This is a genomic window from Dysgonomonas sp. GY75, assembly GCF_015234155.1.
In the GTDB taxonomy this organism is placed as follows: domain Bacteria; phylum Bacteroidota; class Bacteroidia; order Bacteroidales; family Dysgonomonadaceae; genus Dysgonomonas; species Dysgonomonas gadei.
This window is the reverse complement of the sequence record NZ_JADCLQ010000012.1, coordinates 114,183-133,909: the sequence shown is the minus strand read 5'-3', so window position 1 is coordinate 133,909 and position 19,727 is coordinate 114,183. Positions and strand designations below refer to the sequence as shown.

General features: G+C 39.7%; 17 protein-coding genes. 14 read left to right on the top strand and 3 right to left on the bottom strand.

Annotated features, from left to right (window positions below):
- The first annotated feature begins 28 nt into the window (after window positions 1-28).
- The 12 genes from IR083_RS05925 to IR083_RS05875 all read left to right on the top strand — a co-directional run bounded on the left by IR083_RS05925 (window position 29) and on the right by IR083_RS05875 (window position 12,835).
- Window positions 29-724, top strand: coding sequence for a nucleotidyltransferase family protein (locus IR083_RS05925; RefSeq protein ID WP_006798471.1), 696 nt, complete (start codon window positions 29-31; stop codon window positions 722-724).
- Window positions 725-742: 18 nt separating this feature from the next.
- Window positions 743-1,288, top strand: coding sequence for a D-glycero-alpha-D-manno-heptose-1,7-bisphosphate 7-phosphatase (locus tag IR083_RS05920; RefSeq protein WP_194223624.1), 546 nt, complete (start codon window positions 743-745; stop codon window positions 1,286-1,288).
- 14 nt (window positions 1,289-1,302) lie between these two features.
- A complete protein-coding gene (locus tag IR083_RS05915) occupies window positions 1,303-2,331 on the top strand; it encodes a dehydrogenase (RefSeq protein ID WP_006798469.1) in 1,029 nt (342 codons plus the stop codon).
- Window positions 2,332-2,336: 5 nt separating this feature from the next.
- Window positions 2,337-3,170 (top strand): hypothetical protein, encoded by an 834-nt coding sequence (locus IR083_RS05910; RefSeq protein ID WP_194223623.1) that lies wholly within the window; start codon window positions 2,337-2,339, stop codon window positions 3,168-3,170.
- 16 nt (window positions 3,171-3,186) lie between these two features.
- A complete protein-coding gene (locus IR083_RS05905; RefSeq protein ID WP_194223622.1) occupies window positions 3,187-4,620 on the top strand; it encodes an MBOAT family O-acyltransferase in 1,434 nt (477 codons plus the stop codon).
- A 6-nt stretch (window positions 4,621-4,626) separates the two neighbouring features.
- Window positions 4,627-5,721, top strand: coding sequence for a hypothetical protein (locus tag IR083_RS05900; protein WP_194223621.1), 1,095 nt, complete (start codon window positions 4,627-4,629; stop codon window positions 5,719-5,721).
- A 94-nt stretch (window positions 5,722-5,815) separates the two neighbouring features.
- Complete coding sequence (locus IR083_RS05895; protein ID WP_194223620.1) at window positions 5,816-6,877, top strand: glycosyltransferase family 4 protein; 1,062 nt, start codon at window positions 5,816-5,818, stop codon at window positions 6,875-6,877.
- Window positions 6,878-7,684: 807 nt separating this feature from the next.
- Window positions 7,685-8,386, top strand: a complete 702-nt coding sequence (locus tag IR083_RS05890; protein WP_194223619.1) for a succinate dehydrogenase cytochrome b subunit — start codon at window positions 7,685-7,687, stop codon at window positions 8,384-8,386.
- Between the two features lie 44 nt (window positions 8,387-8,430).
- Window positions 8,431-10,404: a fumarate reductase/succinate dehydrogenase flavoprotein subunit gene (locus tag IR083_RS05885; protein WP_194223618.1), complete on the top strand. Its 1,974-nt coding sequence runs from the start codon at window positions 8,431-8,433 to the stop codon at window positions 10,402-10,404.
- A gap of 19 nt (window positions 10,405-10,423) precedes the next feature.
- Window positions 10,424-11,179, top strand: coding sequence for a succinate dehydrogenase/fumarate reductase iron-sulfur subunit (locus IR083_RS05880; protein WP_006798461.1), 756 nt, complete (start codon window positions 10,424-10,426; stop codon window positions 11,177-11,179).
- A gap of 86 nt (window positions 11,180-11,265) precedes the next feature.
- On the top strand, window positions 11,266-11,469 hold the full coding sequence (locus IR083_RS24460; protein ID WP_206759851.1) for a hypothetical protein: 204 nt from the start codon (window positions 11,266-11,268) through the stop codon (window positions 11,467-11,469).
- A 430-nt stretch (window positions 11,470-11,899) separates the two neighbouring features.
- Complete coding sequence (locus IR083_RS05875) at window positions 11,900-12,835, top strand: putative 2-dehydropantoate 2-reductase (protein ID WP_194223617.1); 936 nt, start codon at window positions 11,900-11,902, stop codon at window positions 12,833-12,835.
- Window positions 12,836-12,887: 52 nt separating this feature from the next.
- Here IR083_RS05875 and IR083_RS05870 read toward each other — a convergent pair whose 3' ends face one another.
- Entirely contained in the window at window positions 12,888-13,538 is a 651-nt protein-coding gene (locus IR083_RS05870) for a helix-turn-helix transcriptional regulator (RefSeq protein WP_006798458.1), read from the bottom strand.
- 251 nt (window positions 13,539-13,789) lie between these two features.
- Between IR083_RS05870 and IR083_RS05865 the strand changes: the two genes are divergently transcribed.
- Both IR083_RS05865 and IR083_RS05860 read left to right on the top strand, forming a co-directional pair.
- Window positions 13,790-15,535 carry a hypothetical protein gene (locus tag IR083_RS05865; RefSeq protein ID WP_194223616.1) on the top strand — a complete coding sequence of 582 codons (1,746 nt, stop codon included), beginning with the start codon at window positions 13,790-13,792 and terminating at the stop codon, window positions 15,533-15,535.
- Between the two features lie 85 nt (window positions 15,536-15,620).
- Window positions 15,621-16,355, top strand: a complete 735-nt coding sequence (locus IR083_RS05860) for a BT1926 family outer membrane beta-barrel protein (protein WP_006798456.1) — start codon at window positions 15,621-15,623, stop codon at window positions 16,353-16,355.
- Between the two features lie 778 nt (window positions 16,356-17,133).
- Here the strand turns inward: IR083_RS05860 and gldN are convergent.
- Both gldN and IR083_RS05850 read right to left on the bottom strand, forming a co-directional pair.
- On the bottom strand, window positions 17,134-18,180 hold the full coding sequence (gene gldN / locus IR083_RS05855) for a gliding motility protein GldN (RefSeq protein WP_194223615.1): 1,047 nt from the start codon (window positions 18,178-18,180) through the stop codon (window positions 17,134-17,136).
- A 57-nt stretch (window positions 18,181-18,237) separates the two neighbouring features.
- Window positions 18,238-19,662 carry an SUMF1/EgtB/PvdO family nonheme iron enzyme gene (locus IR083_RS05850; RefSeq protein WP_194223614.1) on the bottom strand — a complete coding sequence of 475 codons (1,425 nt, stop codon included), beginning with the start codon at window positions 19,660-19,662 and terminating at the stop codon, window positions 18,238-18,240.
- Window positions 19,663-19,727: the final 65 nt, after the last annotated feature.

The following is a 19,727-nucleotide window of genomic DNA, read 5'->3' as shown; positions in this document are numbered from 1 at the left end:
ACAGGTCAGAGACCTTAATTAAAAAATAATGAAAGAGTGTATTATTTTGGCAGGAGGCTTTGGTACACGTTTGCAGTCTGTTGTGAGCGATGTACCTAAATGTATGGCCGAAGTTGCCGGAAAACCATTTTTACAATACTTATTTGATTATGCAGCTAATGAGAAATTCGATCATCTGATATTGTCATTAGGATATAAATCTGATATTGTTATCAATTGGCTTGAAACACAAAACAGGCCTTTCGAAATTTCATATGCAGTAGAAGAATATCCTTTAGGTACAGGCGGGGCTATAAAGCTGGCATTCGGAAAAGTAAAAGGAGAAGAAGCCTTCGTTATAAACGGTGATACATTTTTCGATATCGACTCCGGTCTGTTTTTGGATTTCCATAGAAGTCATGGAGCTGATCTGTCGGTTGCCCTTAAGCCAATGGCCGACTTTGATAGATACGGTTCGGTTGAACTGGATGATAATGAGCGTATTGTCTGTTTTAATGAAAAGCAGTACAAGAAAGAGGGGTTGATTAACGGAGGTGTATATATAGTGGCAAAGAATCTGTTTACCAGATTACCTTTGCCTGAAAAATTTTCTTTTGAAAAAGATATAATGGAGTCGCACATCGGCGATATAAATATATATGGTTGTTCGCAAGATAACTACTTTATAGATATAGGAATACCTTCCGATTTCGAAAAAGCGAATGTGGATTTTTCGAAGAAATAGGAGAGGTGAAAAAGAAAAATGAATAATTTGAAGAAATATAAATACCTTTTCTTAGACAGAGATGGTGTAATCAATGTGGAACGTCCCGGTGATTATGTAAAAAACACATCTGAGTTTGTCTTCGAAAAAGATTCATTAAAGGCAATAGCGTTGTTATCTCAGGCTTTTGCTTATATATTTATTGTAACAAACCAAAGAGGAGTGGGGCGAAATGTAATGTCCCTGTCCGATCTGGAACATGTACATAGTCATATGTTACATGAGATAGAAAAATGCGGAGGCAGTATTACCGGTATATACTTTTGTACCGATTTGGATTCTGCGGCTATAAACCGAAAACCAAATGTAGGTATGGCTTTCCAGGTCCAGCGGGATTATCCTGTAGTTGATTTTGCCCAATCAATAATGGTAGGTAACAGCAAATCAGATATTGAGTTTGGTAATAAGCTGGGGATGTTAACTGTATTGGTAGGTGATAAATATAAAAAAGAACATAAAATATATGAGACTGTAAATGCTTATTACGAAAATCTATATAAGTTTGCAGTTAATTTTACAAAATAATAAAAAATCCGGCCATGATTGTAAGAAGTAAGGCGCCTTTCAGATTGGGATTAGCAGGCGGGGGAACGGATGTTTCTCCATATTCGGATCTGTATGGCGGCTGCATACTGAATGCTACTATTAGTTTGTATGCATACGCTAATATAGAGCCACGTAATGATAATAAAATTGTATTTCGTATACCTCAGAATGATGAGGAATATGTGTTCGATTCAGCTTTGGAACTTCCCATATTGAATGATAAGGCGGATCTGATGAAAGGTATTTACAACAGGGTAGTGAAAGATTTTATATGTAAACCACTATCTTTTACTCTTACTTGTGCTTTGGAGGTCCCTTTTGGATCGGGACTGGGAACTTCTTCAACGTTAGCTGTCGCCATATTAGGGGCCTATGCAGAATGGCTTACATTGCCTTTGGGCGAATATGATCTGGCGTATCTGGCATATCTTATCGAACGTGCCGACCTTAAACAGGCCGGAGGAAAGCAGGACCAGTATGCCGCCGCATTCGGAGGATTCAATTTTATGGAGTTCTACTCTGATGATAAGGTTATTGTAAACCCGTTGCGGATACGTAACGAGACAATAAATGAATTATCAAATAATATGTTGCTTTATTATACCAACACAGGCCGTAATTCGGGTGATATAATAGAAAAACAGCAAAAGAATGTAAAAGAACAAAAGGCAAAGTCGATAGAGGCGATGCATCAGATAAAAAATCAGGCATATGAGATAAAAGAGGCCGTTCTTAAAAATAATCTTGACGAAATAGGACATATTCTGCATCGTGGGTGGACATATAAGAAGGAGATGGCAGATGGTATATCGACCCCATTGTTTGAAGAGATATATAATACGGCTATAAACGCCGGTTCGTCGGGCGGAAAGATATCCGGTGCAGGCGGAGGTGGTTATGTCTTTTTCTATTGTCCGGGTAATACACGGTTTGCAGTGTCTAAGGCCTTGGAGAGCCTTGGGGGAAGAGTACAGCAGTATTCTTTTACTAAAAAAGGATTGGAAACCTGGCACACAAAATAAACAGAATGAAGCTGGCTGTTCTTATACGTGTTTATGATAGAATCGAGGATTTGAAATATAATCTTCAGATTATTTCCGATACATGGAAAGAGAATGATTATTATATTATAGTTGTAAGTAACGGGAAGAAAAACGGATACAATATTTTACCCGAATCTATTCCTCATATAGATAAGCTGGTAATACTCGAAGAAAACGCAGGGCACAGGAAAGGTAACTCCCAACTGCTGATGGAAGGGGCGAAGTATATCCCCGAGGATTGTAAATATACGCTGATACTGGAGGCCGATACATGGGTTTATGGGGATAGCATCCAGTCTAAATATACGAAATTGCTGTCGGAGAAGACTGATGCGGTATGGGCCAGCGCCGACTGGTATGATAAGTATTATGCCTTGGCGACAGACTTTGCAATTATAGAAACGAAATATATAAAAGATAACCCCGGAATATTTGATTTTGAGCTTTTTCCGGAATGTCATATCACAAACTTTTTACGAGATACAAATGTTAGATTTATATGGATAAGAGAAAATATGCCGGTGCATGTACCCAGCTATATTCGATACAGCTATCCATATGTACCCAATATAAAAGAAGGACGTTTTTATGTATTCCCAAAATCCAGAACAGTGACTCATCATATCGAGTTCTTGAAAGGTGGGATGGAGCAAAAGAAACGTTATTTTAATATTCTGGCCGATACGGATTATTTTCCGCAGGTGAAATCCGGAAATAAGGCTTGGAGCCGCTTTAAAATGAATTTCTGGATAGGACTGAGCAAGTGTTTTGTAAAACGTAGCTGGTACAGTAAAAAAACATACAAAATTATAGAGTAAGCGATTTTTCTTATTTATGATATTTTCCACATATATATTCACTCTTGTCTTTTTGCCGGCAGTATTGATTCTTTATTTCGGCATGTCACGTTATGTATCCCGGAAGATACAGCATTTACTTCTTATATTCGCATCATTAGTATTTTACGGGTACAACCATATTTCTTATGTATGGCTTATCCTTATTTCCATATCTGTCAATTACATAATGGCAACAGGGGTGCAGAATGCCGTGAAGCCTCTTTTTAGAAAGGTCTGTTTTGTTACCGGAGTTCTGTTCAATGTTTGTTTACTGGGATATTACAAATACTATAATTTCTTTCTGGATAATATCAATACTTTGTTTGATACTGATTTTGTTCTCAAACAGATCATATTGCCATTAGGGATCAGCTTCTTTACCTTCCAGCAGATAGCATACCTGATAAGCGTGAATAAGAGGCAGGAAAAAGTGCCCGGAGTATTGGATTATGTTCTTTTTATCACCTTTTTTCCTCAATTGGTAGCAGGGCCTATCGTCTTTTCTCAGGATGTAATGGCTCAATATCAGGATGATAAGAATAGGTTCTTCAATATAGATAATTTTGCACAAGGGCTTTTTATATTTATTATCGGCCTTTTTAAAAAAGCTGTTGTAGCCGATACGTTGAGTATTTTCTCGGGGAATGCTTTTTTTGATCCCAATCACCTGACTTTCGCCAGTGCATGGCTCGGTTCTCTGGCCTATACATTCCAACTATTCTTCGACTTTAGCGGTTATTCCGATATGGCAATAGGCTTGGGTAAAATGTTTAATATAAACCTGCCTGTGAATTTTTATTCACCATATAAGTCGAAAAGTATTACCGAGTTCTGGAAACGATGGCATATTACACTGGGGCGATCTTTGTTTGTCCTTATTTATATTCCGCTCGGAGGTAACAGGAAAGGATATGCCCGTACCTGTTTCAACCTTTTTGCGGTGTTCTTCGTCAGCGGGCTTTGGCATGGAGCTGCATGGACGTTTGTACTATGGGGTTCGTTACACGGGCTTGTCCGTGTATTTGAGAAGATATTTGACAAGCAACTGGAAAAAATACCTGACTTGATAAGGATTTTCCTTACTTTCCTGTTTGTGAGTTCGGCACTGGTGCTCTTCCGTTCATGGACAGTGAGCGATGCTCTGATAATGCTGAAGACGATGTATATTCCGGATGTAATTTCGTTTGACCGAATATCACATCTGGCGTTCAATACCACATTGGCTTATCCGGATATTATCCAGTCGATATTTGTAATCGGAATTCTTTTGATAGTGTCTTATTTTGTATTCCTGTTCCCGAAAAACAGCATCGATTTGTATAATGAATTCAAACCGAAGCCGAAAATAGCTATATTGTCGGCCGTTCTGTTTTCAATAGCTGTAATTCATTTTTCGAAAGTGGGTGCTTTTATCTATTTCAATTTTTAGCAGATTATGGATATATCAGGTAAGAAATATACATCTAAGAGCTTTCTGACAGCATTTGCGATATCACCAGTTTTAGTGCTGTTCATAATCGGGCTGACTTGCTATATAGTAGACCCATTCCTTCAATTCAGGGTAAATCCTAAATCTCGTTATATATTGAATCCCCGTTTTGTAAATGGAGGGTTGGCGAAGAATTATGAATACAATACGGCACTTATAGGTTCATCGATGGTACAGAGTTTCAATATCTCTACTTTGCGTAATGCAAATGAAGGGATGAAACCTGTAAAACTGTCTTCCGGAGGTATGAATCTGGCAGAAATGGAACTGTTGTATTCAATAGTACAGGAGAGAAATGTGAAGAATATTATAATCAATGTCGATATGCCTTTTTTCAATCAGGCCGGGGTTGTATCCCGTTATCCGGGCTACCTGTACGCAGACGGCTTTATGAACAAGCTGCAATACTTGTATAGCTACGAGGCTCTGATACAATATATTCCTGTCGATCTGGGGCTAGAGTTATATTTTAAGATAAAGGATGGGAATCTGCCCGATGTATATAAAATGAAAACAGATCTCGATCAGATAGGTACCGAAAGTTATGCAAAAACTTATAGTGCCGAATTTGTAAAAAACTATTATCTGGCAGGAAACAGCGTATTATACCAGCATGTGGAAGATATGGAGGGGCGGATGGATAGGAGCCTGACTTCCTTTATTACCAATCTGGAAATAGATAAACACAAGGATGTGAATTACACATTTATGTTCCCGTCCTATTCGGCCTTGTATTGGTATCATACGCGCAGGCATAATTATTATAACCAGTTTCTCGGTTTTGCGGCTAAGTTTACCCGTATGGTAGAGAAGTACGATAATGTAAGGGTAGTTTCTTTTCTCGACAGGACTGAAATCACAGACCTGAACTATTATGGGGATGTTACCCATTTTAGTCCCGCTTTGGGTGATACTATAATGATGAATATGTTTAATCCTGAGTTTGAAATCAATTCTTCGAATGTGGATGTGATGAGACACCGGGTGGATAGTCTTGTGGATGTATTTATTGAAAAAAATAAAGACTGGTTGCCAAAATAAGGGTGCAGGCCTGTTTTCACTTTGGTATGTATAACAACAAGAAGTAGTTGTATTCTAAAATGTATAAAAATAATTTCTATTACTTAAAGTTTATATGTTTGTAGTCAACGGACGATATCTTACACAAAAGCCAACAGGCGTTCATCGTTACGCATTTGAAATATGCAATAAATTGCATGATATGGGTGTGGATTTCCATGTAGCTATCCCTCAGGAAATACATCCCGATTACAAGTTCAGCTTCAAAACGATAAAGTGCGGTTCGCTGAAGACTCATTTGTGGGAACAAATCTCATTGCCCCGTTATCTGAAAAGTATAGGTAATCCGTTGCTTGTCAGCTTTACAGGTTGTGGCCCATTATCTTATAATAACCAGATAATGACAATCCACGATGTATCGCATGAGCGTTACCCCGAATGGTTTTCGAAGAATTACTACCGTTTTTATCATTTTATGATGCCCCGCATAGGCAAAAAAGCGCACGCGGTACTCACTGTAAGTGAGTTTTCTAAAAATGAGATTGTAGATACATTAGGGATAGAGGCAGCTAAAATACATGTGATACATAGCAATGTCCCGTTTCATAATAAACCTGCGCGGGAAGAAATCTTGAATTATAAGCCTGATCCGGACAGCGAAAAATACATAATCGCAGTATCATCTATGGACCCCCGTAAAAACTTCAGCCGTTTGGTAGAGGCATTCGATAAGATAGACGATAAATCTGTAAAGCTATATATTATCGGCATGTCATTTAAGGCGTTCAATACTCCTGACCTGAAAAAACTCATAGGAGAGAATGTGTATCTTCCGGGTTATATTCCTGACGATCAGTTGCAAAAGATGTATCAGAATGCACTGTTGTCGGTTTATCCTTCTCTGTACGAAGGATTCGGGTTGCCTCCCTTGGAATCTATGACCTATGGCTGCCCGGCAATCTGTTCCGATATTCCAGCTCTGCGTGAGGTTAGCGAGGATGCCGCTTTGTATGTAGACCCTTATGATGTGAAAGATATGACATCGAAAATAAACCGATTATTGAAGGATCAGGATTTAAGGCAGGGATTTCGTCTTAAGGGGCTGGAACAGATAACGAAATACTCATGGGATAAGTCTGCCGGGCAAGTTTATGAGCTAGTGCAGAAATATATATAAAAAGCTTCGATAGAAAAGATCAGGCCGGGGGTAGAGTATACTTCCGGCCTTGTTATGTTTACATTTTTGATTTATCTATATGGTGAGCTTAACGGCTTATCGCTCTTTGAAATTTTTTGAACCTGTAAAACAGAGAGGCGCTAAAAAGTAACAGTAAGAAAAATCTGTAAGAAGTGTTACTTTTACATACGCTTTGCTCCTGTGACCGTTGGTTGTAGCTTTTTCCGAAAAAGTTACAAGTTACTCTGCTATACGGGCAGTTACGAGTTATAAGCGTTTAGGCTAATGGCTAAAAGCTGAAATATGTGTTACTTTTGTTACCTTTTGGGTAGTTGTAGGAGCGAAATATCTTTCGCTCGTCGATCATTGCAGGCGAAAGATATTTGGCCCCTACAAAAGCCATAACAACTGTTACCTTTGTTACTTTTTAACTAAATATAGTTGAGAATATGAATTTAGAATAAAGGGTCAGTCGTGGGATAAAAAGCAAATCTGAACTTAGAGGAATTATTGATTTTTCATTCTTCATTATTAATTACTTTCTGTTACTATTTCCACTCAAAATTTACATTATGATTATTACTGTAGTCCCTCGCTGTGAACAAAATAGAATATACCGGAAAATATGTTCACGGATTAACAAATCATTTTACTTTTTAATCAAAAACGCATTCCATTTCTTTTGAAAATCCCTTTATTTAATCTATTTTTGCATGACAATAGAAAAAAGCAATTGCATATGGTTATTTTCTATCACTATCAGCTAAAAATTTAACTATTCTAAATAACTAAAAACAATTTTAATTTATGAGTTGGTTACTTAAATCTTCTATTGGTAAGAAGTTGATAATGAGTATCACTGGTATCGCTCTTATCTTGTTTTTGCTGTTTCACGCTTCGATGAACGTGACGGCTGTATTTTCGGAGGATGCCTACAATACCATCTGTGCTTTATTAGGAGCTAATTGGTATGCTGTGGCGGGAACTGCTGCTTTGGGTGCACTTGTTGCCATCCACTTCATCTACGCTCTTATTCTGACTTTACAAAACCGTAAGGCCCGCGGAGGTGATGCTTATGCAGTAAACGTGCGTCCTAAACATGTGGAGTGGGCATCACAAAACATGTTTGTCCTGGGTGTGATTGTCATTGGTTTCATGGTGCTTCACTTTAGCCAGTTCTGGTATAAGATGATGTTTACCGAACTGATGGGACATCACGAAGTGGCACTTGGTGGCGAAATGGTTTCTCCTCAGGATGGAGCCGCTTTCATCAAGTATTATTTCAGTCAGACTTGGGTTGTGATCGCATATCTAGTTTGGTATGTTGCGTTGTGGTTCCACTTATCTCACGGATTTTGGAGTGCAGTTCAAACTATCGGTTGGAACAATCTGGTTTGGATGAATCGCTGGAAAGTGATCAGTCAGGTACTTGCCACTATTATTTGTCTGGCATTTGCTTTTGTAACCATCTACTTTTATGCAAGACATTTACTTTGTCCGTTTTGTTAAGTAGACACTGATTATTTTTGTTAAAGATTAAAAGAAAAACAGATATGAGTAATATACTAGATCCAAAAAAAGATTCAAAAATACCTGAAGGGCCATTGACAGAAAAATGGACCAACTATAAGGCGCACCAGAAATTGGTGAATCCTGCTAACAAACGTCGCCTCGACATTATTGTAGTAGGTACAGGCCTTGCAGGAGCATCGGCAGCCGCTTCTCTTGGAGAAATGGGCTTCAATGTGCTTAACTTCTGTATTCAGGATTCTCCCCGCCGTGCGCACTCGATCGCAGCACAGGGAGGTATTAATGCTGCAAAGAATTATCAAAATGATGGTGACTCGGTTTACCGTCTTTTCTACGATACTATCAAAGGTGGTGACTACCGTGCCCGCGAAGCAAATGTTTACCGCCTTGCCGAGGTTGCAAACAGTATCATCGACCAGTGTGTGGCTCAGGGAGTTCCTTTTGCCCGCGAATACGGAGGCTTGCTTGACAACCGTTCGTTCGGTGGTGCACAGGTGTCGCGTACATTTTACGCTAAAGGACAGACCGGACAACAGCTGTTGCTGGGTGCATACTCTGCATTGAGCCGTCAGGTACACAAAGGTAGCGTGAAACTATATACCCGCTATGAGATGCTCGATGTTGTTCTTGTCAAAGACAAAGACGGAGAAGAGCGTGCACGTGGTATTATTGCCCGCAACCTTGTTACAGGTAAACTTGAGCGTTTCGCAGCACATGCGGTCGTTATTGCTACCGGTGGATATGGTAATACATTCTTCCTTTCTACCAATGCAATGGGCTCGAACGGTTCTGCGGCTATTCAGGCTTATAAGAAAGGCGCTTACTTTGCGAATCCTTGTTTCGCTCAGATTCACCCGACATGTATTCCTGTTCACGGTGAATTCCAGTCTAAACTGACTCTGATGTCAGAATCGCTTCGTAACGATGGCCGTATCTGGGTTCCTAAAAAGAAAGAGGATGCTGAAGCTATCCGTGCAGGCAAACTGAAACCGACTCAGTTGAAAGAAGAAGACAGGGATTATTATCTGGAAAGACGCTATCCTGCCTTCGGTAATCTTGTGCCTCGTGACGTTGCGTCACGTGCAGCTAAAGAGAGATGTGATGCCGGCTTTGGTGTAGGTTCTACAGGCCTTGCCGTTTATCTTGATTTCTCTGATGCTATCAACCGTCTTGGAAGAGACGTGGTTGAAGCCAAGTATGGTAACCTGTTCCAGATGTACGACAAAATTGTAGACGAAAATCCATACGAAACACCGATGATGATTTATCCGGCTATCCACTACACAATGGGTGGTATCTGGGTAGACTATGAGTTGATGACTTCGATCAAAGGTTTGTTTGCGCTTGGTGAAGCTAACTTCTCTGACCATGGAGCTAACCGATTGGGGGCATCTGCTCTGATGCAGGGACTTGCAGACGGATATTTCGTATTACCATATACAATCCAGAATTATCTGGCCGACCAGATTTCTGTTCCTCGCTTCAGCACCGATCTGCCTGAATTTGCGAAGACAGAAAACGAGATTAAAGAAAAGGTTGCCAAGCTGATGAATATCAAAGGACAGCGTTCTGTCGACTCTATTCATAAAGAACTGGGACTTATCATGTGGGATTTTGTAGGCATGGGCCGTACAAAGGAATCTTTGGAAGCAGCAATCGAGAAATTGAAAGCTGTGAAAAAAGAATTCTGGTCAAATGTACGCATACCGGGTGAAGCTACCAGCCTGAATACAGAGCTTGAAAAAGCATTGCGTTTAGCAGACTTTATCGAGATAGGCTTATTGATGGCATATGATGGATTGAATCGTAATGAGTCTTGTGGAGGCCACTTCCGTGAAGAATACCAGACACCGGAAGGTGAGGCTATGCGTGATGATGAACATTATTCTTATGTTGCCTGCTGGAAATATGAAGGTGAAGAGCAAGCTCCTGAGCTTGTGAAGGAACCTCTCGACTATGAATTTGTAGTTAGACAACAAAGAAACTATAAAGCGTAACTTGTAACTCAGAAAAACGATGGAAAAATTAATCAATATAACATTAAAAGTTTGGCGTCAGAGAGGTCCTCAAGAAAAAGGGGCTTTTGAGACATATCCATTAAAAGGCATTTCTACAGAAAGTTCTTTTCTTGAGATGCTGGATATTTTAAATGAAAACTTAATCAACGAAGGCAAAGAGCCTGTCGTGTTCGACCACGACTGCCGCGAAGGTATCTGTGGTATGTGCAGCCTTTATATAAACGGACATCCTCACGGGCCGGACGAAGATATTACAACATGCCAGCTGCATATGCGTAAGTTTAAGGATGGCGAAACCATTACAGTTGAGCCTTGGCGTTCGGCAGGTTTCCCTGTTATCCGCGACTTAATGGTGGACCGTACTGCTTTCGATAAAATCATGCAGGCAGGAGGTTATGTTAGTGTAAATACCGGAGGTATACCTGATGCTAATGCAATACCTATTCCTAAGACAGATGCTGACGAAGCTATGGATGCAGCATCATGTATCGGTTGTGGGGCATGTGTTGCTGCATGTAAGAACGGATCGGCTATGTTGTTTGTATCCGCTAAAGTAAGCCAGTTGGCGCTTCTTCCTCAGGGACGTGTAGAAGCAGCACGCCGTGCGAAAGCAATGGTTAGCAAAATGGACGAACTTGGCTTCGGTAACTGTACAAATACACAGGCTTGTGAAGTACAATGCCCGAAGAACGTATCTATTGCAAATATTGCCCGTATGAACCGCGAGTTCCTGAAAGCAAAATTCAAAGACTAGTAAGTTTTGATTATAGAATTGAAAGCGGCTATCAGAAGATAGTCGCTTTTTGTTTTGTATATTTGAAGTTCGACTACACAAATTTTATGTCTAATAGAAAAAAGATTAAAAATAACAGAAAGGTTCAGAAGAATAAAGAAAACGAAGATGAACTAAATCTTTTCATGAAGATTATAATCATTCTGGCGATTATAATCTTGCTATTGGCAAGTACAATCTTTCGAGGAAACAAATCTGCTATTGACTATTATCCCGGTAAATGGTTTGATGATATACGCAGAGAAAGATAGTCGCTTTTGTTTTGTATATTTGATAGAAAAATTTATCTATATATAGTTATCAGTTTACTAGTTTACAAGAAAAAGAGTTCTTTGAAAGTTGAGAATTGAAAGTTGAATTGAAAATCGGCGGAGCCAAAGTAACAAAACAAAAAACGAAAAAAGTGTAACTTTTGTAACTTTTTGCGTCTTAGCGTAACAATACTGTTAACAGAAAAACCTGTTACCTTTGTTACCTTTTTATTTTTAACCACGGAGTAGAAGGAGTAACACGGAGTTTTTAGAAGAAAAAGTAACAATAAAAAATTGTATAAAAAGTCAGGTTTGTCAAGTTTTGTGCATAAGTTATTGGTTATCAGTTAATAGCTGTTTTTTTTGTTACCTTTGTTACTTTTTAACCAAATACAGTTAATAAGTGTGAATTAATATAACATTATAATATATGTCATTAAAATATGCAGTAATAGGCACAGGAGCCATAGGAGGATACTATGGCGGACGGCTGGCTAATTCGGGACAGGAAGTTCACTTCCTGCTTCATTCCGACTATGAGTATGTAAAACGGAATGGTCTGAAAGTAGATTCCGTTCATGGGGATTTTTACTTGAAGTCGGTACACGCATATAGTTCAACATCGGATATGCCGAAATGCGATGTCGTACTTGTTGCCTTAAAAACAACAAATAATAAGTTACTAAAAGAACTTTTGCCACCTCTGCTACATAAAGATACGGTAGTTATACTTATTCAGAACGGCTTGGGACTGGAAGCCGATTTACAAAAAGATTTTCCGGGACTGAGCATTGCCGGAGGACTTGCTTTTATCTGTTCCAGTAAAATAGGGGAAGGGCACATAGGGCATTTCGATGAGGGGCATCTCAACATTGGCTCTTATTCGTGTACCAATCCCGAAATATTAGAACAGGTATGTAATGATCTCATACAATCTGGTGTGAGAACACAGGTGCTCGAACTGGAGAAAGCCCGCTGGATGAAGTTGATCTGGAATATCCCTTATAATGGTATGACAGTTGTCATGAATTGCACCACAGCTAATTTAATGAGTGATCCGGTTATGGTAGATTTACTTTACAGCATTATGCTCGAAGTTGTGCATGGAGCTAATTCTGTTGGCCGGGGCAGGTTTTCTATACCCGAAAGTTATGCAAGGGACATATTGGAGATGACACGGCATATGACACCATACTCTCCCAGTATGAAACTGGACTTTGATAATCGGAGGCCTATGGAGATAGAGTATATATATTCGCGTCCTATTTCCGAGGCTCAGAGTGTGGGTTATAAAATGACGCGGATCACTATGTTGAGAAGTCAATTACAGTTTGTAGAAGCACAGTATTTATTCTGTGATAAATAGGATATGGAGTGGCTGACGGTTGGAAATCAGCCTTTTCTCTATTTGTATAAGTTTATAACACTTTTGTAGAAATTACACCCTTAACTAAAAACAAGCGGCGTATAAGAGATTTATCCAGAAGCATTTCATCATAATATTCGGTATTACGTGGAATAAGCCGCAACAGAGCGTTATTCTCATTTACAGTTCTTAGATATTTAATTGTTGTGTATTTATCAGTTACGATCAGGTACATTTCTCCCGGGAGTATCAGATGCAGATTTATTTCTTTCAGTGCAACTATTGACCCCGATGGTATCTCCGGCTTCATTGATTCTCCGACAAAGAGTGCTGCAAGATCACAATTAGCTAGTGATGGCACCTCTATGTAATATAATGGTTCGGGAAGAGTGATTTCGGTCTGTGCATCCGAGTCCATTATTATAGAATCATAGAATGGTATTTTCTTTTTAGATGAAGATTTCCTGTTTTCTTCAGATTCGTTGATATACATCGTTCCTTCCCCGGTAAGTAGCCAGGCTTTACTTATATTGCAATATTTTGTTGTAATTTGTTCTGCCAGATCCTTGCTTATTGAATTCTTGCCTTTTTTTATGCGGTACAAGTTTTCAGATCTTTTCAGACCTATTGACGTTGCAAATTTATTGATAGAGAGATTAGTCGATTCTATGACTTTTACAAGTCTATCCCAGTTGTTGTTCATTTTCCTTTTACAAATTTTAAAATAATATCAAAAAAACTTTTATATACAATATAAAATTGTATATTTGCAATCAAATATTGCAATGGTAGATATTGTTTATTTATCTACAGAATATATAAACAAGTAAAGTTAGATAATTATCGTAGAAACATGTCTTTTTGATATATTTTAATATTTAAAAACAACATATACAATCACATAAATAACTGAATTGATAAACAACTAATTTATTAACAACTAGCTTTTTTATTATGAAAAAACTTAAGTTTTATATTCCTGTATTGGCAATAGCGTGCGCAGGGATTGTATTTTCTACAACATCATGCGTTGATGACTCCGAGTCGCAAAGTGTAACGAATCTGCGTGGAGCTAAGGCAGACCAGTTGAAAGCAGAGGCTGCTCTTGCCACAGCACAGGCTGAAGCTGCCAAAATAGCTGCAACGGCCGAAGCTGCATTGAAAAATGCGCAGGCCGAAGCTGCAAAAGCACAAGCTAAATTAACAGAAGCGGAGGCTGCGTATAAGGCCGCGCAAACAGAGGCCGATAAAGAAAAATGGGCTGCCGAGATAGAACTGGCAAAAGAAGCTGCAAGACAAGCGAAAGCGCAGGCTGATGTTGCTGTAAAGGCTGCTGAATACCAATTGGCGCAAATGAAGCTCCAGGCAGAAATAGAGCTCCTCAACTTACAGAACCAACTGGAAATGTTGAAAAATGACGATCCGGTATTGGTAGACGCTATCGGCAAGTACAGTAATTTTATCGGTCAGGTAAATGCGAAAAAAACGCAGATAGCTGAGAAGAATCTAACTTTGACTAAGATGAATGCCTTGCTGGCAGACAAGACTGCTTCAAAAGAGGAGGCCGCAGCAACCCAGATTAAATACAAAAACGAACAGATTGCGTCTGTTACAGAGGCTATTGAAGCAAACAAGATTGAAATTGCAAACTGGAATGTCCTTCTGGCTAAAGGCGGAGCTGATATCGAAGCTGAGATTGCCGAATTGAAAAAACAAAGGGATGATCTTGTCTATAACAAGTCTGTAGTTTCCCATAAAGCCTTGCAGGCTGCTACCGATGCGACTGAAGCCGCATATCAAGAGGTTATGGATTTCAGAGATCTCAATACAGTGAAAACGTGGTTATCTTATGATTATGACAAGCAGATACAGATGGTAGGGTACTATACTGTAGGCGAATTGAAAAACAGGTTGACTGACGAGAAGACTTATCTAGCCAATATGGAGAAGTCTCTGCTGGAAATGGAAACTAAATATAATGAAGCAGAGAAAAATATAGAAAGCCTTTACAATGCTTACCTGGCAGCTCAACAGGCTGTGGTTAAAGCTGAAGCTGACAGAGATGCCGTTTATGCTAATGTGGCTTCTACCCAGGATCAAAAAGATGCCGCGGATGCAGCTGTTACGGCAGCTTATACAGCACGAGGTGTTGCTTATACAAAATATACAGATGCCCAGAGCGATTTGGATAGCTACCAAAGCTCAATCGTGTATTATAAAGAATACATCGCTGACGCGAAATCTGGTATTGCAGACCTGGAGACAGCTATAGCTGCTTATAACAATGATTCGAATGCGCCGCGTACTTTGGAAACAGCTTATTACACAGCGCTTACCGCAAAACAGGACGCTCAGAAAGCTTATAGCGACCTGCAAGCCGAAATCAGCGCATTGGAAAGTGAGATGTATCAGTTGAGCAATATATATTACAGTGAAGGTTACACTACTTCGGCTAGCATTGATTACATAAAAGGCCAGATCGAATATCTTGAAAATGCTAACATCGATAACACCAACTATATTGCACAATTGAATAGGGATATTAATGAAATTAAAGAAAACAAAACTGTTGATATCGCTCTCCTGAAACTTGATATCTCAGAGTTGGAAGCTGAAATCGCTAAACTTACAGTCGAACTGGGCGTAGCTCAGAAACAAGCCGATGCTGCAAAAGCTATAGTTGACGCAAGAACCAAGTAATTACGAAAAGTAAACCTATTCGGTAATGAGTTGAGGAAACAATATTCCTTCCTCAGCTCATTCTGATAAAAAAACAGAAGCTAAAATGAAGAAAATATTATGTTTAACAATGCTCCTGTCCTTTGCTTTTTCGGCTTTTGCTCAAAACTCAAGTGACGTGGCTCCGAAAAAAGGTGACTGGATGGTTTCGGTCAACTTTGGAGTCGGGTCATATATCGGGACAGACGCTCCGGCTCCCAACAATCCGGCCTATACGTTGTCGGCATCTACATCGGCATGGTTCGATAAGAATCCGATACTGGATATAGAAGGCAGATGGTTTGTGTCGGATAAGTGGGCGCTAAAATTGACGGGAGGATTTAATTTCAGCCACAATCCGGCTTATAATGAAGTTACCGGTACTGGCTCAGAAGCCGGTGATATTCCTACCTATAATGCTGTACCTGGCAGAGACAATATCCAATTCTCGGTAACAGTAGGTGCGGATCATTATTTCAAAACGAAATGGGATCAATTGCATCTGCGTGTAGGAGGTGAATTCGGTTACGCTTATGGCCGTGTATCTGCAAATGCCGAAGATAGTGAAGACTATCTGGGTGCAAGTGTCGGTGAAGCTTTTGCCTTGAAGGTAGCTCCGGTTGTAGGTGCGGACTATTTTATGAATTCCGCTTTATTCTTAGGATTCGATATTCGTCCGGTGGCTTATCAGTATTCAACTTACAGCATCCGTCCTCAAGCGGGACTAGGATTGCTATCATCAGATAGTCACTCTTTTTCAATCTTATCACAACCAATGATAAAATTAGGAATCAGATTTTAAATGATCTGTTACTAATTAGTTAAGATAATTAATGTGAGAGAGGAGGTTTTCCGTGAGGAAAGCCTCCCTTGTTTTTTATATGGTTACAGATATGAAAAAGTAACAAAAGTAACAGAAACTAATTAATAATTAAAAATGAAAAATTAATAATTCTGTAAGTTCAGATTTGCTGTTTCTCTCACTACTGATCCTTATTCTAATTTCATATTCTCAACGATATTTAGTGAAAAAGTAACAAAGGTAACAGAGAAAGCATTTAAAAATGAAGAATGAAAAATTAAGAATTAAGAACTAACGGTTAGTGGAACTAATTTTTTCCCTCGTAACTCATAACTGCCCGTAGGGCGGAGTGACATGTAACTTTTTCCAAAAGGTAACAAAGGTAACATATATATCAGTTAGCAGTGAACAGTCAGCAGTTAACAATATTTTCTCGCAAAGACGCTAAGTAAGGTGCAAAAGAAAAGGTAACAAAGATAACAAAGGTAACAGAAATCAATGTGCCGATTAATCAATTTGCCGATGTGCGAATGTTTTTAACGAAAAATGAAAAACGAAGAACGAAAAATATTTTCACTTTTCACTCTTCACTTTTAGTTTAAAACATTTGCTAATATGCTAATTTACAAATATGCTAATTAATTATGTCAAAGAACTATTTCTTGATGAAAAAATCCATCAGCGATATTCTATAGATAAAGTTTTAGTGGAAGAGTAACAAAAAAGCAGCAATCTAATGACCGCTGCTTACTTATATTTTTTATTTAGTCAGAACCTTTTATCTTCTGTCGCGTGCTGAATAGGTTGCATTAGATGAAGAAGATGATGATTTCGGTTTGCTGGCCTTTGAGACTTTTGTTTTCTTCGGATTCATATCCCCTGCCGCTTTTATCGAGTCATTGATGACCCATAGGCCTTTGTCGAAATCTTTCAGTTGGGTTTCGATGCTGTCTTGTGCATGTTTCAATGCCTCCGGAGTAGTAAATTTCTCTTGCAGGAACTTATTCTCCATATTGGTCGTCTTGTATATCTCCCCTTCGTATAGCCTGAGCCTGAAATAATCGTCGATGGTTTTATTCATTACATTATTCAGGTCGGAAGTCATAATCGGCATACGCGCTGCATATGGCCTTACATATTCGTATGGTATCCAGAATTGCGGTTCGCGGGAACCTGTAGCCGATACAGATGCGTCGAGGTCATCATCACCAAAATAACGTTGGCGGAACAAGACCGGGCATATGGCCACTGTTTTCACTCCCAATACTGAATTCGACTGATCGAAATACCAGGCTTCTTTTATATAATAGCCCAGGGCTTCGTTGCTGGGAATACTAAACTCGTCGAATGTATAAATATTACCGTTTTTCTGATATGGAATTTCAAGCCGGTTGAGCACATCGCCAAAATCTATAATGAGGTTGTCCGTAAATAAATCCTGTCCCTGATTCCAGTCGTATCCGATAAGGCTTCCGTTAGCCATCAGTTTAAAAATCATTGTGTACAGGTTCATTTTCTGCCCTACGGGCTGTACCGGATATAGTAATGCTGCATTTTTTCCTTTGGTCAGGTCCAGAAATCGGTATACTTCGCGTATCCATGTGGCATTTGCCAGATCCTGTGTCTGATTTTCGTTCATCATTTCGGCACGAACGGATAATTGAGGAACCTTAGGGCCGTTGTTCTGACCTTGCGCTCCTTGTTCTTGCTGCTGTTTTCGGGCCAGTCTGTCACGAAGCGATTCTTGCTGGTTCTGTGCCTGCATTATATTGGTCAGGCTGAGGATACAGAGCAGTATTGTTGTTATATGGAATATTCTTTTCATTATTTTAGTTACAAGTCGCTTACGCCATTATTAATTATTCATTTTTAATTAATATCTTCATTTCTTTGATTTTGCAAAGCCTATTTGTGTCCTTACACATCTGAAGCCGATGTAAGAGCGTGGTTGGTTCTGGAATTCACCTTCTCTCAGATCTCCTCTGATGTTGCGTCCTATGTCTTTCCACGAACCGCCTTTTACGACTTTTTTCTTTACAGCATAAGGGTCTTCTTTTGCTGCGTCGTATTTGTATTGTGGATTCATATCATTCATCAGTTCTGTGCCCGATTCGGTGTAAGACGTTGATGTCCATTCCGATACATTCCCTGCCATGTCGTATATCCCAAAGCGGTTTGGAATATAAGATGCTACACGCGAGGGTATCAGGTTGCCGTCTTTGGTATAGTTTCCTTCCCCCGGTTTGAAATTAGCCATGAAGCAGGCTTTTTCGTCCATTGTACCTTCCCTGTCCCACGGATATTTATTCTCGCTACGCCCGTTTCGTGCGGCAAACTCCCATTCACCTTCGGTAGGTAAGCGGAAATTCTCTATCGGACGGGCATTCTTTGGCTGTCCCATACGGTAAAACATTGTACGCCATTCGGCAAAAGCAGTGGCTTGTTCCCACGAAACGCCTACTACAGGATAGTCGTTGTAGCCCGGATGGGAAAAATACATCCTCATATAAGGTTCGTTGTAGGCATTATTGAAGTCATTCACCCAGACTGTTGTATCAGGGTATATATTTACAATCTTGGTGTGGACAAAGTCGAAAAGCGAACTCAAAGGACGGACGATTGTTTCGTTCACCGGAAGTCCTTCTTCATTGATGTATGCAGTATCTTTCGAAATCATTACCACTTGGGTGGGGTCTACAGTTATGTCCGTATTTAAAATCCGGTCTTGCGGATTCAGCCTGTTTCTGCGTTTGGCTGCTTCCGTATAGTCAAACCATTCATATTTGAAATTCATCTGGGTAGGGTCCAAACCTCTCTTTCCTGTGATCGGGTGAATGGTAGTTACACTGTTGATGGCACGCTCTTCCTCTTCCAAAGGTCTTTTGGGGATTGGCTTTTTCCAGTCCAGATAAGGTTTTACAGGTTCTCCGTAGCGGTCTTCTGTTATTTTAAATGTTTCATCTCCACCGAAAGCGGGGTCGGCCAGACGTTCGCGGATAATAGAATCCCGTACCCAATATACAAACTGACGATACTTGGAGTTAGTCACCTCGGTTTCATCCATCCAGAAGTTATCGACGGATACACCTTTCGGATTGGCTTTTATATCCCACAGGGAATCGTTTTCGGCAGGGCCCATTTCTATCGAACCTCTCGATACCAGTACCATACCGTAAGGTGACGGTTCGGCCCATGATGAGCCTTTTTCGCCCGTTACTTCACCGCCAATGCCTGAACCACCTGTCGACCTTCCGCAGGAAGCCAGTAATACAAGTGAAGCTATAGTTACAAAAAACAGTTGTTTCATATATATGTATGTTAGCCTTCGGCTACTTATTTTTTAGGCTTGATTTTAATAGTTTGTCGTAATTT